Annotated in this window: 13 protein-coding genes; 11 read left to right on the top strand and 2 right to left on the bottom strand. The window is 39.5% G+C overall.

Features of this window, described 5'->3' with window-relative positions:
• Positions 1 to 10: 10 nt before the first annotated feature.
• The 6 genes from kduD (at position 11) to BR30_RS0106125 (ending at position 12,218) form a co-directional block, all read left to right on the top strand.
• On the top strand, positions 11 to 793 hold the full coding sequence (gene kduD / locus BR30_RS0106150; RefSeq protein WP_026564254.1) for a 2-dehydro-3-deoxy-D-gluconate 5-dehydrogenase KduD: 783 nt from the start codon (positions 11 to 13) through the stop codon (positions 791 to 793).
• Positions 794 to 910: 117 nt separating this feature from the next.
• Positions 911 to 5,695 carry an OmpL47-type beta-barrel domain-containing protein gene (locus BR30_RS35135; protein WP_051633483.1) on the top strand — a complete coding sequence of 1,595 codons (4,785 nt, stop codon included), beginning with the start codon at positions 911 to 913 and terminating at the stop codon, positions 5,693 to 5,695.
• A 394-nt stretch (positions 5,696 to 6,089) separates the two neighbouring features.
• The gene (locus tag BR30_RS0106140) at positions 6,090 to 7,436 is read left to right on the top strand and encodes an ABC transporter substrate-binding protein (protein WP_026564253.1); all 1,347 of its coding nucleotides are present in this window, start codon (positions 6,090 to 6,092) and stop codon (positions 7,434 to 7,436) included.
• Complete coding sequence (locus BR30_RS0106135) at positions 7,420 to 9,336, top strand: cache domain-containing sensor histidine kinase (protein WP_081825365.1); 1,917 nt, start codon at positions 7,420 to 7,422, stop codon at positions 9,334 to 9,336. Before BR30_RS0106140 ends, BR30_RS0106135 begins: the two co-directional genes overlap by 17 nt.
• A complete protein-coding gene (locus BR30_RS0106130) occupies positions 9,314 to 10,933 on the top strand; it encodes a response regulator (protein ID WP_026564251.1) in 1,620 nt (539 codons plus the stop codon). The genes BR30_RS0106135 and BR30_RS0106130 overlap by 23 nt, the downstream gene beginning before the upstream one ends.
• Before the next feature lie 160 nt (positions 10,934 to 11,093).
• Positions 11,094 to 12,218, top strand: a complete 1,125-nt coding sequence (locus tag BR30_RS0106125) for a glycoside hydrolase family 88 protein (protein ID WP_026564250.1) — start codon at positions 11,094 to 11,096, stop codon at positions 12,216 to 12,218.
• Positions 12,219 to 12,332: 114 nt separating this feature from the next.
• On the opposite strand, the gene BR30_RS0106120 is transcribed toward BR30_RS0106125, so the two are convergent.
• Complete coding sequence (locus BR30_RS0106120) at positions 12,333 to 13,955, bottom strand: ABC1 kinase family protein (RefSeq protein ID WP_035445100.1); 1,623 nt, start codon at positions 13,953 to 13,955, stop codon at positions 12,333 to 12,335.
• 371 nt (positions 13,956 to 14,326) lie between these two features.
• Complete coding sequence (locus tag BR30_RS36520; protein ID WP_155928450.1) at positions 14,327 to 14,545, bottom strand: hypothetical protein; 219 nt, start codon at positions 14,543 to 14,545, stop codon at positions 14,327 to 14,329.
• A 375-nt stretch (positions 14,546 to 14,920) separates the two neighbouring features.
• Here BR30_RS36520 and BR30_RS0106115 point away from each other — a divergent pair, with 375 nt between their 5' ends.
• From BR30_RS0106115 to BR30_RS0106095, 5 genes are all read left to right on the top strand, one after another.
• Entirely contained in the window at positions 14,921 to 15,613 is a 693-nt protein-coding gene (locus tag BR30_RS0106115) for a GntR family transcriptional regulator (protein ID WP_026564248.1), read from the top strand.
• 55 nt (positions 15,614 to 15,668) lie between these two features.
• Positions 15,669 to 16,769: a mannonate dehydratase gene (gene uxuA, locus BR30_RS0106110; protein ID WP_026564247.1), complete on the top strand. Its 1,101-nt coding sequence runs from the start codon at positions 15,669 to 15,671 to the stop codon at positions 16,767 to 16,769.
• A 126-nt stretch (positions 16,770 to 16,895) separates the two neighbouring features.
• Positions 16,896 to 18,431, top strand: a complete 1,536-nt coding sequence (locus tag BR30_RS0106105) for an MFS transporter (protein WP_026564246.1) — start codon at positions 16,896 to 16,898, stop codon at positions 18,429 to 18,431.
• A gap of 17 nt (positions 18,432 to 18,448) precedes the next feature.
• On the top strand, positions 18,449 to 19,882 hold the full coding sequence (uxaC, locus tag BR30_RS0106100) for a glucuronate isomerase (protein WP_026564245.1): 1,434 nt from the start codon (positions 18,449 to 18,451) through the stop codon (positions 19,880 to 19,882).
• The gene (locus BR30_RS0106095) at positions 19,882 to 21,531 is read left to right on the top strand and encodes a mannitol dehydrogenase family protein (RefSeq protein ID WP_035445098.1); all 1,650 of its coding nucleotides are present in this window, start codon (positions 19,882 to 19,884) and stop codon (positions 21,529 to 21,531) included. Before uxaC ends, BR30_RS0106095 begins: the two co-directional genes overlap by 1 nt.
• The last annotated feature ends 109 nt before the right edge of the window (positions 21,532 to 21,640 follow it).

Below are 21,640 nucleotides of genomic sequence, written 5' to 3'. Positions count from 1 at the left end.
GGTTATATTCATGGAAAATGATTTGCAGCAATTTTCATTAGATTATTTCTCATTAGAAGGTAAGGTTGCCATCGTAACCGGCGGTAATACAGGCCTGGGTCAAGGCTATGCCGTCGCTCTTGCCAAAGCAGGTGCTGACCTCTTTATTACTACTCATGGCTGTAATTGGGATGAAACGAGAGAGCTAATTAAACAAGAGGGGAGACGGGTAGAATTTTTTCAAGCAGATTTATCAAATCGTGATTCCATTCATGATATTGTGTCCGCTTGCTTAAAGGCATATGGAAGAATTGATATTTTAGTAAATAACGCAGGAACGATCCGACGCGGCCCGCTTCTTGAGTATAAACAAGAGGATTGGGATGCTGTCATGGAAATTAACTTAAACTCTACTTACTTTTTAAGCCAGGAAGTCGCGAAAGTAATGGCCGAACAAAAGAGCGGAAAGATTATTAACGTGGCTTCCATGTTATCATTCCAAGGCGGAAAGTTTGTCCCTCCATATACAGCAAGTAAACATGCAGTAGCAGGTTTAACAAAAGCATTTGCCAATGAGTTGGCTGAATACGGTATTCAAATTAACGCGATTGCTCCAGGATATGTGGAAACGGCTAATACCGCACCAATCCGTGAAGACGAAAAACGTAAAGTGGAAATTACTTCGCGAATTCCTGCTGGCCGCTGGGCAACACCTGCAGATTTACAAGGAGTCGTTGTCTTTTTGGCAAGTAAAGCTTCAGATTATATGAACGGTCATATTTTAGCAGTCGATGGCGGCTGGTTAGCTAGATAGAAGAATAGTAGTTTTTGTTTACTTCAAAAGGTCGATTCCGCCTTTTACAATGAATAGTTTCTTAGATTTGTAAAAGGCTTTTACGTGTAATATCAAATTAATTTTGGAGGTTCGCAGATGAAACGAAAAAGGAAAGTTTCTTCCATTCTAGCAACGCTCATGGTTAGTTCGAATTTGATTATTCCGTCAGGCCTTTCTGCATATGCAGAAACTGGGACAACTACAGGGGTGTCTAATAATCTTTTACAGGATGATTTTGGGGATGGTAATTTTTCCTCCAATCCTGCATGGACTGTAGATTCTGGTGAATGGCAGATCTCAGCTGACCCGGCCGATTCATCGAATAAAGTATTGAACCAGACAGATACAAGCGAGGGAATCATTAGTGCAGGAAGTTCAAAATGGACGGACTATGCTGTATCAATGCGTTTGAGGGCGCCAAGTACGGCAAACGTATGGCCCGGGATTTTGTCACGTTTTAAGGACAAAAGTAATTATTACTATTTACAAATGCAAAAGTCTAGTTTAGTCCTAACAAAAGTGGTAAACGGGACTAGTACGACCTTGAAAAGTTCCAATTTTACCACGAAAGAAAACACTTGGTACACTCTAAAAATGGTAGTATCAGGAAACTCTATCCAATGTTATACCGTTAATAATGGAGTCGATACATTGGTAATGAGTGCAACGGATGATACGTTTACAAGCGGCAAAATAGCCATAAGAGATAAATGGCAGCCCGTTTATGTGGATGATATTCAGGTAACAGCGATTACAGCAGCTGGAACATCGGCACCTGCTAACTTTTCGGCTGCAGTCACATCAACTACGGCACGTTTAAGCTGGAATACTGTCATTGGTGCGACTGGATATAATATCTACAGAGCTAAGAGTGCTGCTGGCCCGTATGATATGGTTCAATCCAATGTGACTGGGACATCGGTTACAGATAAAGGATTAGATGCGTCAACAAACTATTATTACAAAATAGCAGCGGTTGGCGAAAGCGGGCAATCGGCTTTGTCTGATTCTATAAAATGTACAACAAATGAAGCGATACCTAATCCAGCTGTGCTTTCATCTTCCAATATTACAGACACCTCTGTAACACTGAATTGGAATGGCATTAATGGGGCCGCAGGATATAATCTATATCGGTCAACTACTTCTGGAAGCGGCTATTCGCTTGTGAATTCTGGTAAAGAAGCATCTTTTACTGATACAGCACTAGTTACAGGGAAAACCTACTATTATGTTATGACCTTTGTTGATGGGAATGAAGATGAGTCGGCAAAGAGTACAGAATTAAAACTGACGACCAAGCTAGTTAAACCTGCTATTCCAACTGATTTGGCAGCCGGAACGGTAACGGCCGGTTCAGCAGTGCTTAATTGGAATCAAGTACCTGGAGCTGATACATATCAAGTGTATAGGTCTGACAGCGCTAACGGTAATTACAAGCTTATAGATGAGGTTTCTGCAAATACATTCACAGATGGCAACGTATTACCTGATACCACTTACTACTATGAAGTCTCAGCAAAAAATGGTGCAGGCGAATCAGATAAATCTTCCACTCTCAAGGTAACAACAGAGAGCCTAGAAGCTACTCCAATCACTGTTGACGGGAACAAGGCAGATCAGAATCCAGCCAACACCTTTAAGGGCTTTGGGATGGTATCAGCTAATGGAACTTCGCGTCTACTGCTGGATTACAAAGCGGAAAATCCTAAGAAATATCAGAAAATCTTAAACGAGCTTTTTAATCCAACCACAGGTGCTGGACTCAACCATATTAAAGTGGAGTTAGGTGCTGATTTAAATACCTCGACTGAAGCAACACCGGCTACCATGCGAACAGCCGATGAGAAGGCCAATGTATTACGCGGTGCGGATTGGCATCTTGTTGCAGATGCTAAAAAGATTAATCCAAACATCACGGTGGACGCACTTCGCTGGGCAGATCCTAAATGGGTGAGCGACGCGTTTAAAACTAGCACAGCCGCAGGATATCAGGCACGTTATAAATGGTACAAGAATACGATTGATGCGGTATACGACACCTATGGAGTAAAGATGGACTATATCGACCCTGATAAAAATGAAACCGGTTCACCTGATACGGCTTGGGTTAAGTATTTTTCACAGAGCCTTAAGAGTGAGACTGATGAACGCTATGATTATAGCAAAATTAAGATTGTCGCCTCCGACGAAAACGCTACGATAAAAATTGCTACATTAATGAAAAACGATGAAGAATTGCGCAATGCAGTCGATGTGATCAGCATGCACTATAATGCCTATGGAACCGCTGACAGTATTCTGATGAATAAGACATATCAAAAGGAAGTTTGGTACAGCGAGGGAACGGCTCCGATGACATTCTCAGAATATCGGGTGAATTCATCGACTCCTGCAGGCGGCTTGGGTGGGACTAACGGTATCCTTGATACGGCAAACCATTTGATTAACATGTTTTATTCATCCGATACCAAAAGTGCCTATATGACCCGTTATGAATTTCAACCAGCTGTCGGTTCATTTTACGACGGCGGACAGTATTCGTCTAAAGAACTGATTCATGCTGACAGCCCTTGGTCTGGCTATTCATATTCCGATTCTGGAGTTCAGATGGTTCGTCATTTTATGAATTTTGCTGAGACGGGCTGGAAGTATATTCTTGGTGCGAGTTTTGGAGATGGAAACGGTGCCAACTCCATCAGTAATACGACCAACAATTACTTGACTCTTACCGATCCTGACACGGATGATTATTCGATGATTTTCACCAACGATAGTTCAGTACCGCGTAAATACAGCGTTACGGTGAAAAACCTGGATAAAGCCGGAAGCAGCCTTAAAGTCTGGGAAACCAAAGGTCCGGATTATGGACAAGCATACGATGCTAACTGGATGAAACATATAGATGATATTACACCTAAAGAAAATGGTGACGGAAGCTATACGTTTACCTATAATGTAAAACCTAATTCTATTGTTACGTTGACAACAACCAGCGGTCAAAAAGAGTATAAACGTGATGCTGATCAAGATGAGAAAAATGATAAGGTTTTACCATTGCCTTATACAGACGATTTTGAGTATAAAGATGAAAAATATACTTCATATAATGATGAGTCGGTCTTAAACAACAGTGACCAAGGATATCTTGAAAGCCGTGGATATACACCGCGTTACACTACCGATATCGGCGGGGCTTTTGAAGTTAATACCGATCCTGACAATAACACGTTGATGGCGCAAATTGATCAAAGCACACATGCCAGCGGGGAATGGAATCCTAAACCAGGTAATGATACAGTGCTTGGTGACGATCGTTGGTCCAATTACCAAGTCAGTATCGATTTCCTGCTTGATACCGCAACTGAGGGCACAGGTGCTAACTATGCAGGAATCGCTGCACGAAATCTGATTACTAGTGGCGGAGAAAATCCGGGCTATATTTTCAAGGTGTTTAAGGATGGTTCCTACCAGCTGCTTAAAGGCGGAACTGTGAAATTATCAGGAACGATTAATGGTTTCGACAACTCCAAATGGCATAATGGGTCTCTCAAAGTTGTGGATAATACAATCACAGCTTACGTTGACGGCACCAAGATTGCAGACTTTACAGATACAACAAGTCAGTATATGTCTGGGAAAATTGGGATTACTAGCGGATATTATCATACTCAGTTTGACAACCTTAAGGTAGTTCCGATTGAGGGATCTTCCGCTTATGTTAATCGAGTGGACGATTTGGATTCTCATGTTCAGTATCAAGGAACATGGAGCCATAATGTCTCTACAGGCTATGGCAATTTTAACCGAACCAATTCTGTTAGTTCACAAGGCGGTATCATGAACTATACGTTTACCGGAACTGGGGTCAATCTAGTGGGCAACACTGGAACATCCAAAATTAAGGTATTGATTGATGGTCAGGCGGTAGACACAAATAATAGTGTTTCTGCTGCTGGTGATCGTGCCACTTCCTATTCTATCCAAGGTTTGAAATTTGGAAAGCACACCATTCAGGTAGAGACAATTAGTGGCTCCTATACAATTGATGCAATTGAGGCAGTGGGTGAATTAGTAGATCATACGAAACCGGTTACTTCAGCTAAGGTTGAAGGTGAAGGGAAAAACAACTGGTACAATACAAATGTTAACGTCTCTTTAGCGGGAGAAGATAACGTGTCTGGTATTGATCGAACAGAATACAGGATAGGTGATAGTGGAGACTGGATTCTTTATAGTGAGCCGATTGTCGTCAAGCAGAATGGGACTCATACACTGCAGTATCGTTCTATTGATAAAGCAGGAAATACAGAAGAGGCAAAACAGAAGACGATAAAAATTGATAAAGCTAATCCAGACTTTGAATTGCTGGTGGATGGAAAGATTCTTAGTGAGGGGGAAAGCTTTGACGACTATTTGCCGCTTACCTTTAAAGCAGTGGATGATTTATCCGGAATTGCTGCTGCATCCATCCATATTGATGGCAAAAACTATCCTATTGATTCTAAAACACAAAGTGTGGAGATAGATAGGGCAGGTAATCCAGGAAACTTCACCGCAACTATTACAGTAGAGGATAATGCCGGTAATATAGTATCTGAATTGCCATTTACCTTTCATGTCAATACCAATATAAATTCAATGAAGCAACTTGTAGACCGCTTAACTTCCCAAGGTGAGTTAAGTGGGCCAATGATCCCGCAGTTAACAAATGCTCTGCAGCAAGCACAGCATCAGCTTGACATTGGCAGGCTAGATCATGCAGTTAAACATTTTCAAGACTTTGTAGACCGTCTTAATAATAAAGCATTAAGTGAATACGCCAGTGAAAAAGCTAAAAGCATTTTAAATGCGGATGCCAATTATTTGATAAATAAATAGTAATATAAAAGGCAAATCTATTGTCACTAGAATGCGGCTCATTCGTTAAAGTAAATGAATGAGTCGTCTTTTTTTGTCTATTACTTTTAAATAAGTCAAAAAAATCAATGAATTAATCAAAAAAACGTTAAAGCATCGATTGTTAATTATTTTATAATGAGTAAAAACTGCGATAGATGGTCTCCTTAGATATTAATGAAATTAACAAGATTATTTGTTAAATATGCCTATTCTTGGTGAGAGGTACAGCTAAGCCTGTTCTCCACCAGGAGATTAAAAATCATGTCAAATTTTCTGTAAAGCTTGTATAATTATTTATATTAGTTGACGAAAGTTCGATGAGTATTTTTGAAAGGGCTTTCTTGCAGAAGCCTTGACTCCTGGGGGGAGAAGGATGAAGAAAAAAATATGTTCTTTATTTATAGGCACCGTACTTTTTTCGGGACTAGTTACAGGCTGTTCCGGAAGCGAAAGCAATACCTCGTCAGACGCTAAAGAAAATAAAAAAGTCTCTTTAAAATTCTATACTTATGGAACCGAGGCTGCCTATAACTGGAAGAAAACCATAAAAGCTTTTGAGAAGAAGTACCCAAACATACAAGTTGATTTAGATATTCTGAGTGATAGGGGAGACACGCAGGAAGCTACCAAAAAGTTGGACCTTGCAGCTGCTTCGGGAGAACAAATGGATGTTCTCATGTTTAGTGAATCTGCCAGTTATGCCCAACATGTAAGTATGGGAATGGCTGCACCTCTAGATGATTTTATTAAAGAAGAAGGATATAAAGTTTCGGAAGAATATAAGGTTGATCCCCAGATAAACGGTAAATACTATGCGCTTCCAGGAAAATTTAATCCATGGTATGTCCTCTTAAATAAAGACCATTTGGATAAAGCAGGCCTTAAGGTACCAAGTAGTTGGACTTGGGATGAATTCATGGAATATGCAAAAGCACTCACAAGAGATGGCCATTACGGAACCTACTTCCATGGGCCGCAGAATGGAAGCTGGATGGAATATATGAGACTTGCACTGGCGAGCGAGTCTGAAAATTCGGAATTTTTGACAGAAGATGGGAAGTCGAATCTAAATAATCCCCTATTTAAGAAGTCATTAGAAATAAGATTAAAAATGGAAAAGGACGATCGATCGGCTGTTCCTTATGTAGATATCCTGTCACAAAAACTTCATTACCGTAACCAGTTTTTTAATCAAAATGCAAGTACGATTCTTATAGGAAGCTGGATGAACACAGAAATCGGGGGTTCAGAACAGTACCCATTAAATTTCCATGTGGCTGTTGCCCCTTACCCCCAAAACCGAAAAACGGACAAGGGTGGATATGCTCCTGTAACAACAGACTATGTGACAATAGCAGCTAATTCAAAGCATAAAAAGGAAGCCTATACTTTTATTCGATGGTATACAACTGAAGGACAAATAGTCCAAGGCAAAAACATTCCATCATGGAACAAAGTCAAAGATCAAGACTTAAAAAAAATTGTCGATCATATTCTTAGTGGTACCAAAAATCCCGAAAAAGTTGATAAAGAATCACTTATTAATGTGTTAACAAATGCCAAGTCATCAAAGTATACTTCGCCAGTTCCCTATCAGGCTGAAATTTATAAGTTAATCAACGAAGAATATGAAAAGCTAATCTTTGGTGAACAGAACATTAATAAGACGATCGAAGCTTCTCAAGTAAGAATACAAGAAATTTTTGAAAACAATCATTAATAAGTGGATGATTAGAGTGGGTAACCCGTTATCCCATTTTTCGATTAAAAGGACTGAGAATATGGGAAAAAAAATTCATATGATACTATCGCCTCGTTCATTTCGTATTAAAGTTATTTTCATTTCTATTATTTGTCTACTCATACCAGCAACTATGACGTTATTTATCTATAACTATTTAACAAAAGATACGATAAAGGAACAGGCATTGTCTAATGCAAATCGAGAGCTGACCATTGCCAATGAATATGTTCAGAAGCTCCTCGAAGATATGATGTATATTACAAATTTTATCCAAGTTGACGCTGAAATGAATACCCTTTTAAAAAGGAAAACAAAGAACATCTCCCAAAAAACTCGTGAACAGGTATACCAATCGTTTTTAGATGATAGCAAAATCAACAAAACGATTGATAATATTACATTACTTGGAGGAAAATCCTACGTCACGATCCTTTTGAAAAATGGAAAGTCATATACAAACTATTCTAGTAGTGAATATGAACCCACTGATTTGTTTCATGAAAAGTGGTTTAAGCATTTGAATCTGACAAAGGGATATGAATCTGTCTGGATTGGAAGCGAACCAACCATGTTTAAATCAGAAAAAAAACTAAATCCCTATCAAGTATCAGTTGCCCGAACCTTAAGAGATGAGAATTCCAATATCTACGGTTACGTAATCGTAACGACAATGGAAAATAAAATCAGTCAAATATTCGAAAACATGAGTGGCCATGAAGAAATGGTGCTCCTCGATTCTTCCAATCATATCATTTCAAACAAAGATCATTCTAAAATCGGTAAACTGTTTCGATACCGGGATCAACTGAAAGAAAATAATTATTCAAATATCTTTCAAATATCGAAGAAGAACTATTTAATTGCGGAACATAAAATCTCATTCACAGGCTGGAAACTAGTCTCGGTTATCCCGTATAAACAAGCTACAAATAAAGTGAATTCGATTTTTAATAAAGTTATTATCGTTCAGATTATCTTTTTCGCTATTTTTCTTGTCCTTATGGCTTATTTGTTGAGAACAATTACAAAGCCTATTTCCCGCCTGGGAAATGTTGCAGACATCGTCCAACAAGGAAATCTAAGTATCCGGTCCCGAATCCGAAGCAAGGACGAGATCGGCAGATTGTCTGAATCCTTTGATTTGATGCTAGATCGCATAAATGAAAAGATTCAAGAAATTACTGCAACGGAGAAAAGAAAACGAAAAGCAGAATTAGATATGCTTCAGGCTCAGATTAATCCCCACTTTCTATTTAATGTCCTAAATTCCATCCGGATGAAGGTATTAGTAAAAGGAGATAAAGAGAGTGCGAATATGATCAGCTCATTGTCAAAATTATTACGGATGACCATTTCAAAAGACAAGGAAACGATCACCTTTCATGAAGAAATTCAAATTGTCTTGGACTTTATTTCTATCATGAATATGAGGCAAAAAGAAAAGGTAAATGTTGAATTAGCCATCCATGAAGATTCCAATTCCATCATGATACCGAGATTTATCCTCCAGCCAATTATTGAAAATAGCATCATCCATGGCCTTAACCAAAGTGCCGGAACCATTAAAGTAAATACAGATTGGAAGGAAAATGAGGTGACCATCGTTGTGGAAGATGATGGTCAGGGAATGACTGAAGATGCGCTAGAACATTTGAAAAGAAAGCTCATTCTATCAAATGACACAGACTACTCAATCATCAAAAATAAAAAAGGTTTCTCATCCTTAGGACTTTCCAATGTGTATGAACGAATGTTTATGACTTTTGGTCAGGATTTTAAAATGGAAATAAAAAGTGAAATTGGCAAGGGTACTCAAGTTATTCTGTCCATTCCTAAAGGAGGTATCCAGTCTAATGTACAAAGTAATGCTAGTTGACGATGATTATCCAGTATTAGAATTGTTATCTCAAACACTTGAGTGGGAGCAGCTGGGTGTAAAGCTTCAAGGAACATACGAAAATGGGGCAAGTGCCTTTGAAGCAGCACTGGATGAGATGCCTGATATTTTAATCACAGACATTGGAATGCCCAAAATGAATGGAATTGAACTAACGAAACGCTTAAAAGAATTAAATCCAGATTTACAAGTTGTTATCTTATCGTGTCACTCTGAATTTGAGTTTGCAAAGCAAGCACTAAAGCTCCAGGTGCAGGACTATATCGTTAAAGACATGTTTGACCCCGAGGATTTATGCGGTGTAATTAAAAAAGTAAAAGAAAGCATCGATCAGCAAAAAAAGAAATCTTTAGAACAGCTTCAGCTGCAGCACATGCTCAACAAAAATAAAGTAAATGTTAAAGAAAGATTTATCAAGCAAACGATCAATCAATCGCAAATTCTTGAACAGGAATGGCTTAAAGATGCTAGTGCGCTAGGATTACAATTAGATAAAAGGAACTACACAGCTACACTAGCATTCGTCCATGATTTTCATTTAGCTAAAGAGCAGTACCTCTCGGAAGATAACGTAATTTTTGCCATCAATAATATAATGGATGATCTTATGAAAGAATCAAATTTGGATGCCGTCCATTTTTCTTTAACGGCGAACGAATTCATTTTGTTCTTTCCTAGTTCCCAACACTTCAATACCAGCTTCTTTGACGATTCATATGAAAGTATGAAAAAAATTCAAAAGGCTATTCAAAAATATTTACATGTTCAGTTATCTTTTTTAATAGGCGGTGACTGCACAAGGCTTGCAGACATAAGGCAGGAGATTTCTATACTGCTTAGTGCAAAGCATCAGAGTTTTTATATGCAGCCAGGAACCATTATAAAGAAAGATACGGTTCATGTTCCAACTGAAGACCTGTTTTCAAAATACGATGAAGCTTCATTAGACTTCAGAGAATTGTTGTTAAAGAAAGATGAAACTATGATTATCCCTATCGTTTCCAAATGGATTAATCACATTGAAGAAAAAACATATCCTCCCGAGTTGGTAAAGGAATGGTTATTAAAACTGTTAATCGATTTAAAGGTCAAAATGCATGCCCTGCAGTTATTCCGTCAAGATCATGCGGTTGATTGTCTGCATCAAGAGATTCTTATGAGTAATTTTTTATGTGAATTAAAAGTATTACTCATTGATTATTTTAAATCATTTTTATATCTCTCCAATGAAGTGTACAATCAGACAAAACGCAGGGAAATATTGGATGCTATTAGCTATGTCTCTGTGAATCTAGAAAAGCGGGTCAGCCTGGAAGAAGTCGCCGGTTATCTATTTTTGAACCAAAGCTACTTTAGCCGTTTGTTTAAAAAAGAGATGGGTGAAACATTTGTTGAATACGTTACCAAAATGAAAATTACCAGGGCGAAAGAATTACTTGAACAAACGACTGACTCTGTCGGGAAAATATGTGAACGTCTCGGCTATGACAATCAAAGCTATTTTATTAAACTATTTAAAAACCATGTGGGGTTCACTCCTATTGAGTATCGAGGCGGGAAAGTCTCAGCGGGGTGAAAGGGTCTTTAGGCAAATCGTCCAGTTGATCGCTGGACTTTTTTTTATGTTGAAAAAAATAAGTCAAAATAGTTTAAACATTTATCAAAATAGTGTTACGAATGGAATCTGCCGTTATTCTATAATTTAACTAAAATATTGAATAGGAAGGGTGAAGAAGATGATAGAGCAACTGCCCTGGGTAGATGAAGCATGGGAGCAAGTTACAATAAAAATTGGCAGAACAAGTAAGAGAATAGGGGCTAATTTTCCCCACGCAAGTCAAGATGGAAAGTATACTCTTGAGGAACCGTACTGGTGGACAGCTGGATTTTGGCCAGGTCTTCTATGGCAAGTGTATCGAGATACACAGGATGAAAGCCTAAGGCTGACAGCTGAGAAATGTGAAGAAAAGTTAGATAAAGTTCAAAATGATTATTACCGTCTCGATCATGATATGGGTTTTATGTGGACTTTAACGAGTGTTGCACGGTATAAGCTCTTAGGTGAGGAGGATTCCAAGCTGCGTGCACTACTGGCTGCCAATCTTCTAATGGGACGTTTCAATTCAAATGGGAATTTCATTCGAGCGTGGAACCCGTGGCATGAGGGAGAAGACAATAGCGGTGTTGCGATTATTGATTGTATGATGAATTTGCCGCTTCTTTATTGGGCGACCGAAGAAACAGGGGATCCAAGGTTCAAAAGTGTAGCGAGAAAACATGCGGATATGGTCTTGGAGAATTTTATTAGGAGTGATGGTGGAGTACATCATATCGTCCGCTTTGATCCTGAAAGTGGGCAGAGGATTGAAGCGTTGGGAGGACAGGGATTCGGCCCAGATTCAGCATGGTCAAGAGGAACAGCTTGGGCGATTTATGGTCTGACAATAAGCTATCATTATACAGGTGAAGCAAAATACTTGGAAACAGCCAAAAGGGTAGCACATTTCTTTATCTCCCATCTTCCGGAGGATGCCGTTCCAGATTGGGATTTCCGCCTTCCTGCTGGAATTGATTCTCCAAGAGATTCATCTGCAGGTGCGATCGCTGCATGCGGCCTCCTATTATTAGCAGATAAAGTGACAGCCGTGGAATCGCCTGTTTACCAACGAGCTGGGGAGAAAATCCTCGAATCGTTATACAAGAATTATGGTGATTGGGAAGGCGAGGAAGAGGGATTAATTCTCCACGGCACAAGCCATTTTCCTGAAGGGAAATATACAGACAACCCACTGATATATGGGGACTACTATTTTGTTGAAGGTCTTGCGAGACTTAAAGGATACAAGGAATTGTTCTGGTAGAATGGAAAAGGAACACCTAAGGGACGGAATTCATGGTTGTATTGGAAGTTACACACGACCACCAGAATCGTCCCTATGGCCTTCCCTACCACCATCAAACAACACTTACCTCATCTAAACTCTCCGTTTCTCCTGCATATATTTCATCCATTTCTTCAGTTTATAACTACAAATAACATACCCAGCAAGCGAGACAGCGGCAACTCCAGCGGAAAGCTGCCAGATGAGGTTGTGTGCGGTATAGAGCCCTGCGGCTATGCCTGTCATTCCGAAGAGGGTTAACTGGAATAATTGCTTTTTCGTATTTTCATAGATGGTGAATTGGAATTGTCTTCGTTGTTCGACTTCTTTTAACTGCTCCATTTTTTGCGGTGCATTCAGAAATTCTGTTACGGAATGAAAGATTTTGAAGACTGGCTGTGATTGGAGCCATTGCCAGACAAACAGCCATTTATTATTCCCTTGTTTGTTTAACCATTCCATAAACACAGGTTTCCCTAACTCTAAGATCTCCGCCTTCGGTGCTAAGTTGCGGATGATTCCTTCAATCGTGACGACCGACCGACCTAAAAAAACAAATCTGGTGGGAATCTGAATGGGAAGCGCTTGAATCATATCATTGATTTCCATCTTAAAGGCAAGCAGGTCCATTTCTTTTAATTGGGCCGGCTGGAAGGTGATGAATTCTGCCAATATCCGTTCAATCGTTCTGGATTCAGCTTCTGGAAGCAGCACGCCTAAATGAAATAAGCAATCCACAACTTTCGGATAATTTTTAGCGAGAAAGCTTTCAATTAAACCTTGAAAATAACCAGCATCCTTTTTGGAAAGCTCTCCAACCATTCCGAAGTCTAGTAAAATAATTTTTCCTTCCTTTGAGACCAGAACGTTGCCGGGATGGGGATCGGCATGGAAGGGACCAGGTTCCATCCATTGAGGGAGAAAGACCTTCATCAGCCGTTGAGCTAGTTCCTGGCGACTCACGGGTAATTGGTCGATGGCGTCGTTATTGGTCAGCCGTAATCCTTCGACCCACTCCATGACTAGCACATTTGCGGTACTTAATTCGGCATACACCGAGGGAATATGGACGGTATCCATCTCCTTAAAGCGCTCTTTAAAGCTCAGGATGGTGTTCAGTTCTAGGGAATAATCCAGTTCGCGTACAATCACTTGCCTTACTTCTTTAAAAAGAACTTTAAAATTCATAAAACCCTTTGGAAGAGGGATTAAGTGATCCACAAACCACATCACAATACTTAAAATTCGAAAGTCCGTATCGACAATGGAATCAATATGCGGGCGTTTTACTTTAATCGCGACTTCGTTTCCATCATGGAGCACGCCCTTGTACACTTCGCCAATTGATGCAGATGCAATCGCGGTTTCTTCAATCGATTGGAAGTGTTGATGATACAGGTTTCCCCATTCTTTTTCTAAAATTTCCTGAATCTCGCCCCATTCGGATGGCGGAACTTTATCGGTCATGTCTTCGATTTGACGGATAAAGGCAGGCGGCAGCAAATCGGCCCGCGTGCTGAGGATTTGTCCCAATTTGATGAGCAGGCCTTCTAAATCAAACAGGGTCTGGCGAAACCGTTCTCCGATGGTCCCCCACAGTTTTTCCCACTCCGCTTTCGGCTTTCTGCGAATCTTGTACCAATAAATTTGTAGGAAAATGCTAAAGGTCAGAGAGAGGACCCTCGACATCCGCACTAGCTTATTTTTCGTCTTCATCCGAATCCCCACAATCCATTTCAAGTTTTACTATTTATAACGATTTTGATAGATAGAAAGTTTCAGTCTAGTTGAGGTGAGTCATTTAAATGTGATGTAAATTTCTTCTATTTATATTTTAACATTTTGTAATCATTGTAAAATATTCTTATGACTTTATTTGGAGGCGAATTTATGACTAATAGATTGTACATGTTAACCGATAATAGCCAATTGTGTCCGTCAAGGTTAAAAAAGATGGTAGACGGTAACGAATAGCAGCTAATCGTGCCCATCCAAGGTAAAAAAGATGGTAGACGGTAACGAATAGCAGCTAATTGTGCCCATCGGGTTAAAAAAGAAGGTAAACGGTAACGAATAGGGGGCCGTTATTAAAATAAATGAAATCTACCAATAATGATTGTCCAAATAATTAAGGTTAATAGCGGCAATGAGATGAGAGTGATTAACCAGGATCTCTCAAAGACGTTATAGCCTTTTTTCTCCGCAATCCATTCACATAATAGAATGAGGAGATACAGTGCGATGAACTGTATCGAGAGGGAGAGTAATTTATAGATGACAAAATTTAAGAACCCCTGATTGTCCATGCATGATTAGCCCCTTTCGCTTGTACATGTTTATTCATTCAAATGCGAAAGTATTAATAAAGACAGGAATCGGGTGCCTGACACCCAAATACTCAAATCGATGAACCAACATCCGCTCTTGATCCGAATTTTTTAAGCGGACGTTAAAAGAAGCATAAACATTTGAAGAAACGAATCCCATTCAATGATGGATTCGTTTTTTTATGACTAAATAACTACAGAAAAGCGCTTGCAAAAAAATGGTGGGCGCTTTATAATGAACACATAACTACCATATTAGTATACTAATATGTCAATGAGTCCGAAAAGGAGGTTCATCTTATAATTCTCATTTGATATACTATTTGCAGTATAAAAAAGAGAAGAGGATAACGAATGGTAAACAACACCGTAAATGCAAAGGAATTTGCGTATGAAGAAATAAAAGCGGAAATTTTAAAATTAAAATTAATTCCTGGTACAAAGATCTCTGAAAAGACGATGTCAGACCGTTTGAAAGTTAGTCGGACGCCGATCAGAGAAGCCTTCTTAAAATTAGCCCAGGAAGAATTGTTAACCATCATCCCGCAAAGTGGTACCTTCGTCTCGCTAATTAATTTGGATCTTGCCGAAGAGGCACGATTTGTTCGCGAGGTCATCGAGACAAATATTGTAGGATTATGCTGTGAGAACGTTTCGGAAGAATCCGCTTTTAATTTAGAAGTCAACTTAAAAATGCAAGAGCATCTTGTAAGTAATCATATAGAGAAGCAACAAATCGAAAAATTTATTAATTTGGATGAAGATTTCCATAAGGAGCTATTTATTGCTTGTGGAAAAGAACGCACCTGGCGAATGATTCAAAATATGGCCGGTCATCTAAATCGATTTAGAATGCTAAGAATCATCGATACAAAAGATTTGGACTGGGCATTATTACTGGCCCATCACAAAGAAATTTATCAAGCCATTTCAGAAAAAAATAAAGAAAAAGCAGAAGCACTTATGAATGAACATTTGCGATTGATGCTATCGGAAAAAGACATTTTACTACAAGAATTTCCTGAATATTTTTATTCACAGGAGTAGAGATCATATTTAATTTTTTGAGAAGTGGGAAAGCGCTCACAAGGGAGAGAACAACATGCAAATGACATTTCGTTGGTACGGAGAGGGCAATGACTCGATAACGTTAAAACAAATCCGCCAGATCCCAGGAATCAAAGGAGTGGTATGGGCGCTGCATAATGTGCCTGTCGGAGAGGTTTGGCCGGTTGAAAAGATCGATGAAGTAGTAAAGCAAGCAAATGAGTACGAATTAAATACCGAAGTGGTTGAGAGTGTTAATATTCATGAAGATATTAAACTTGGATTGCCTAACAGAGACCACTATATTCAGACGTATAAACAAACCTTGAAAAATTTAAGCCAATTTGGCGTGAAAGTCGTCTGCTACAATTTTATGCCAGTCTTTGATTGGTTCCGGACCGACTTATTTAAAGAGATGGAGGATGGAAGCACCGCCTTATTCTTCGATGCTCAAAAAGCTCTCGCGTTAACACCAGAACAGGTCGTAAAGAATATGGAAGAAAACGCAAAAGATTTCACCCTTCCAGGTTGGGAGCCTGAAAGATTAACTGATTTACAGCGTCTCTTTGATCTATATAAGGATATTACTGAAGTGGATTTATTAGAGAACTTGACTTACTTCTTGAAGGAAGTATGCCCAGTGGCAGAAGAATGTGGAATTAAGATGGCCATTCATCCAGATGATCCGCCATTTTCTATCTTTGGCTTACCGCGGATTGTAAAAAATAAAGAAGATATTGGGCGGCTGCTAAGTGCAGTAGATAGTCCAGCCAATGGGTTAACGTTCTGCTCTGGTTCGTTAGGCGGAAATCTTGCGAATGATTTGGTGGATATTGTTCAATCCTTCGCCGGTCGGATAGCTTTTGCCCATATTCGCAATGTCAAACATTTTGAAGATGGCAGCTTTATTGAATCTTCCCACCGAGTAGCCGATGGTTCTTTACCGATTACAGGCATCGTAAATGCCCTCTATGAAAATGGATTTGATGGATATATTCGCTCCGACCATGGCAGACATATTTGGGATGAAGTATGCAGACCAGGATATGGCTTATATGATCGTGCATTAGGCGCTATGTATTTACAAGGTGCATGGGATACAAATGTGTTACTGAAAAATGGAGCAGCTCCTAAGAAAACATTGAAAACAGTTTAAGATTAGTGTCGATCACGACAGTTAGGAAGGAATATGACCGATAGTGTTCCTTTTCTTACACTGGCTCATGAAAGCGTTTTACTTGTTTCTATGTTGTATATCTCACAAATAAAGGGAGGCGTTATAATGCCGAGAAAGAATAAGGAAATTTCGCTAAAAACTAGTATTGGCTTCGGTTTAACCGATATGATGGGCGGAGGGGCATTTACCATTATTGGGGCTTGGCTGCTATTCTTCTTTACGACGTTTGCGGGCTTAACACCAGTACAAGGTGCATCCATTATCGCGATTGCACGAATTGTCGATGCCGTCGTCAGTTTATTCATGGGAAGCTTTTCAGATAACTTCTTTAAATTTAAATTAGGAAGAAAATATGGACGGCGCAGGTTTTTCTTACTATTGGGCGCCCCGTTAATGCTTGTGTACGTATTACTTTGGGTAACTGGAATGAACTTTTTCTATTATCTGCTTACGTACTTAGCTTTTGAAATTATCGCGGCAATGGTATTAATTCCATGGGAAACACTGCCATCAGAAATGACAACTGACTTTAATAAGAGAACGAAATTATCAACCGCCCGAATGTTTATTTCGGGTACGGGTACATTTTTGGCCACTTTTATTCCAGGTCAATTATTTGGTGTGTTAGGGCAAGATAGTCCGACGGCATTTTTGATTAACGGTGCCCTTTTCGCTGTCATCTTTGCTATTTGTGTCTTTATCTCTTTCCGCTCGACATGGGAACGAGAAGTATCACCAGAGGCAATGCAGCAATTTGCGCATCAAAAGAAAGAGCAGAAAAGTTTTGCTGAAAATTTAAAAGTGATTACGCAAACACTTGTTGATTTTGCTTCTACTTTTAAAGTAAAAAGTTTCCGTAAGCATTTATTAATTTATATTTGCTCGATGACAGCTAAAGATGCATTTAACGCAGTGTTCGTTTTCTACTGTGTCTATGCTTTGAATAGTACGTCGGAAGTGGCGGCCAATTTTCTTTCCTTTAGTATTATTGGACTTCCTGGTGCTATCATTTATGGATTCCTAATGATCAAAATGGGACCAGCAAATTTAGCGAAAATTTCTTATTCGACGATGATTCTTTGTGTATTTGGATATGGGGCTGTCTATTACTTCCATCCAAATAACTTATTCCTGACGCTAGGAATAATTTCATTCGTGTATCAAATTGGAAGAAGTATGTTAGAATTCGTACCTTGGAACGTATTTCCGTTTATTCCGGATGTAGATGAAATGATTACGAAACAACGTCGCGAAGGGATCTTTGCCTCCGTGATGACCTTCTTTAGAAAATCTTCCGTTGCCCTTGCTACATTTTTAGTTGGTGCGATCTTGGAAGGCGGCGGTTTTGTTCAAAAAGCAACCACCCAGCCAGAAAGTGCGGTTCATACCATTGTAGGCATCATGCTTATTGGAGTGGTTGGACTACTACTTGTGGCGTTAATTGCGGCTTTCACGTTTAAATTAAATAAAGAAACACATGGTATTCTTGTGGATGAAATTAGCCGTTTGAAAAACAATGGACGTAAAGAAGATGTGAATCCAAAAACAAAAGAAGTGGTAGAAGCACTTACAGGATATAAATATGAAAAGCTATGGGGTGGCCGCACACCAGCTGACCATCCTCGTTCAAAGGCGAATTAATAAGAGGGGCGAATCAAATGAAAGCATTTATGGACAAAGATTTCTTGCTTCAATCGGAAACGGCAAAAGCGCTCTATCATGACTTTGCTGCTAAAATGCCAATCTATGATTACCATTGTCACTTAGACCCACGCGAAATTTATGAAAATAAAAGATATAAAAATATCACCGAATTATGGCTAGGCGGCGACCATTATAAATGGCGTGCGATGCGAGCCAATGGAGTAGAAGAATACTACATTACGGGCAATGCTGATGACTACGAAAAATTTGTCAAATGGGCTGAAACCGTCGAAAAATTGATGGGAAACCCGCTCTATCATTGGACACATTTAGAGTTAAAACAATATTTTCATGTGGACACCATCTTAAATGGAGCGACTGCTAAAGAAATTTGGGAGACCTGTAATGAGAAAATCCAGAGCACGAATTTTTCAGCAAGAAGTTTAATCGAGCAATCAAATGTTGCGTTAATCGGGACAACAGACGATCCGATTGATGATTTGCGTTATCACAAGTTATTACAAGAGGACACCGATTTTTCAACCACAGTTTTGCCCGCATTTCGACCGGACATCGTGATGGCGATTCAACAAACGCAGTCATGGGGGGATTATATAGGCAAGCTGGGAAAGTTGACTGGGATTGAAATTACCGATTTTACAAAATTAGTCGATGCCTTAGAGAGTCGAATTGATTATTTTACGGAAATTGGTTGTAAATTATCCGATCACAGTATTGAGACCGTTGTCTATGAAAAAGCAACGGGACAAGAACTCAATGGCATTGTGCAAAAGGCATTGAACCATGAGTCGATCTCATTAAAGGAAAACCATCAGTTTTTAACACAGTTACTTGTCAGCCTTGGTAAGGCCTATCACAAGCGAGGATGGGTTATGCAATACCATATTGGGGCATTGCGAAGTGCCAACACTCGTCTGTTCCGTGCGATTGGGCCGAATATCGGAGTTGATTCGTTTAGAGACGAGCCGATTGCTGTTCCTCTCTCCCTGCTTTTGGATGAACTGGATCAGGAGCAGCAGCTTCCAAAAACGATTCTATATGGCCTGAATCCGAAAGATAATGAAGTGCTGGCAGCCATGGCCGGTAATTTCCAAGAAGGCGGGATCCCGTCTAAAGTACAGTTTGGTTCGGCCTGGTGGTTTAATGATCACATTGACGGTATGACAGCACAAATGAAAATCCTCGGTAATCTTGGTTTATTATCCAGGTTCATTGGCATGCTGACCGATTCGCGCAGCTTTTTATCTTACAGCCGCCACGAGTATTTTAGAAGAATCTTGTGTAATATCGTCGGCAATTGGGTTGAAAATGGAGAATACCCCAATGACTTAGAATGGTTAGGGCAAATTGTCCAGGATATCTCCTATAACAACGCACTGGAATATTTTGATTTTCAACTCAAGTCTGCAAAAGTGCTGTTGGCGTAATGAAGTTAGAAGGAGGAGCCGCATTGCTATTACTAGAAAAAGACCAGCTAAAAACCAATAAAGATAGATTTGAAGAAATCGGGATTAAAACACCAGCATTTAATTTTGAAGAGGTTTGGGAAGAAACGAAAAAGGAGCCGATTTGGTTACATTTCGGGGGCGGAAATTTATTTAGAGCGTTTCATTCTGTTTTACAGCAGCATTTAATTGAGAAGAATGAAACCGATAAAGGGATTATCGTGGCTTCTACCTCCGATGATGCGTTGATTGAAAAAATCTATCAACCCTATGATAATCTAAGCCTCGATGTCGTGATGAAAGCTGATGGTTCATTGGAGATGGAAGTAATTGCAAGTGTGGCCGAAAGTATTGCAACCTATAACGGTCCATCCTCATGGCAGCGTTTAAAAGAAGTGGCAAGTCATCCATCCCTGCAATTCATTTCCCTTTCGATCACCGAAAAAGGGTATGACTTAAAGGATATGAATGGGGAGATTCGAGCGTCGGTACGTGAAGAAATCGAGCAAGGACTGGATCAGCCTAAAAAACATACCATGCTTTTATTGGCAACGCTTTTACATGAAAGATATCAACGTGGAAAGTCTCCTTTAGCACTAGTAAGTACAGATAATTTTTCCCACAATGGAGACAAATTGAAAGAAGCGATTTTTACAGTAGCTTCAATTTGGGAGGAAAATGGTGCGGTGGAGCAAGGATTTATCGACTATTTAAATGATGAAACATTCATTACGTATCCATGGAGTATGATTGACAAAATTACGCCACTTCCTTCTGTAACCGTACAAGCAAAGTTAACAGACATCGGATTTGGCAGTGCCGAACTCATTCCAAAAAGAAAAAATGGGTCGCTCGTTGCACCGTTTGTGAATACCGAGGAATCGGAATACCTGGTCATTGAGGATCGTTTTCCAAATGGAAGACCGCCTTTAGAAAAAGTAGGTGTCTACTTTACCGAACAAAAAGTGGTCGATCTTGTCGAACGAATGAAAGTATGTACTTGTTTAAATCCCCTTCATACCGCTTTAGCGATCTTTGGATGCTTGCTTGATTATACCTCGATTGCGGATGAAATGAAGGATGTAGATTTGAAGGCATTAGTCGAAAAAATCGGATACGACGAAGGTATGAAGGTTGTCACCGATCCTGGAATTATTGACCCAATGGCATTTATAAAAGAAGTCATTGAAGTACGTTTTCCAAATCCTAATAATCCGGATACACCACAGCGAATTGCGTCAGATACGTCGCAGAAACTAGGAATCCGCTTTGGGGAAACGATCAAATTATATCTAGAAAGAGAAGACCTAGATGTAAAGGATCTATCATATATCCCATTAACGATTGCAGCTTGGTGCCGTTATCTGTTGGGCATAAATGATGCAGGAAAAGAAATGAACATTAGTCCGGATCCGCTTTTAGAAGATTTACAGTTACATCTTCAAAAGGTGGAATTTGGTAACGTTGATTCAGTCGGTGGTCATTTACGACCAATTCTCTCCAACCAAAGAATCTTTGGTATAGATTTGTATGAAGTTGGCTTGGGGGAAAAAGTAGAAGAATTCTTCAAGCTTCTGATAAAAGGACCAGGCTCAGTCAGAACGACATTGCATCATCAAATTCAATCATAGTTCTGTAAAGGTTGAATCAGAGAGTCTTAGAAGTAAGTAAAGGTAACACATTTGCAACGGTTAAGGGAACTATGAAAAAAGCTGAATGGAGAGAATCTCCATTCAGCTT

It is taken from the genome of Bacillus sp. UNC41MFS5, assembly GCF_000686805.1.
This window is presented reverse-complemented; position numbering and strand designations above follow the sequence as displayed.

Coding starts and splice junctions, on each gene's coding strand:
- uxuA (WP_026564247.1), top strand. CDS start 15,669: ATGCAAATGACATTTCGTTGGTACGGAGAGGGCAATGACTCGATAACG.
- BR30_RS0106120 (WP_035445100.1), bottom strand. CDS start 13,955: ATGAAGACGAAAAATAAGCTAGTGCGGATGTCGAGGGTCCTCTCTCTG.
- BR30_RS0106140 (WP_026564253.1), top strand. CDS start 6,090: ATGAAGAAAAAAATATGTTCTTTATTTATAGGCACCGTACTTTTTTCG.
- BR30_RS0106095 (WP_035445098.1), top strand. CDS start 19,882: ATGAAGTTAGAAGGAGGAGCCGCATTGCTATTACTAGAAAAAGACCAG.
- kduD (WP_026564254.1), top strand. CDS start 11: ATGGAAAATGATTTGCAGCAATTTTCATTAGATTATTTCTCATTAGAA.
- BR30_RS0106125 (WP_026564250.1), top strand. CDS start 11,094: ATGATAGAGCAACTGCCCTGGGTAGATGAAGCATGGGAGCAAGTTACA.
- BR30_RS36520 (WP_155928450.1), bottom strand. CDS start 14,545: ATGGACAATCAGGGGTTCTTAAATTTTGTCATCTATAAATTACTCTCC.
- BR30_RS0106130 (WP_026564251.1), top strand. CDS start 9,314: ATGTACAAAGTAATGCTAGTTGACGATGATTATCCAGTATTAGAATTG.
- BR30_RS0106105 (WP_026564246.1), top strand. CDS start 16,896: ATGCCGAGAAAGAATAAGGAAATTTCGCTAAAAACTAGTATTGGCTTC.
- uxaC (WP_026564245.1), top strand. CDS start 18,449: ATGAAAGCATTTATGGACAAAGATTTCTTGCTTCAATCGGAAACGGCA.
- BR30_RS0106115 (WP_026564248.1), top strand. CDS start 14,921: ATGGTAAACAACACCGTAAATGCAAAGGAATTTGCGTATGAAGAAATA.
- BR30_RS35135 (WP_051633483.1), top strand. CDS start 911: ATGAAACGAAAAAGGAAAGTTTCTTCCATTCTAGCAACGCTCATGGTT.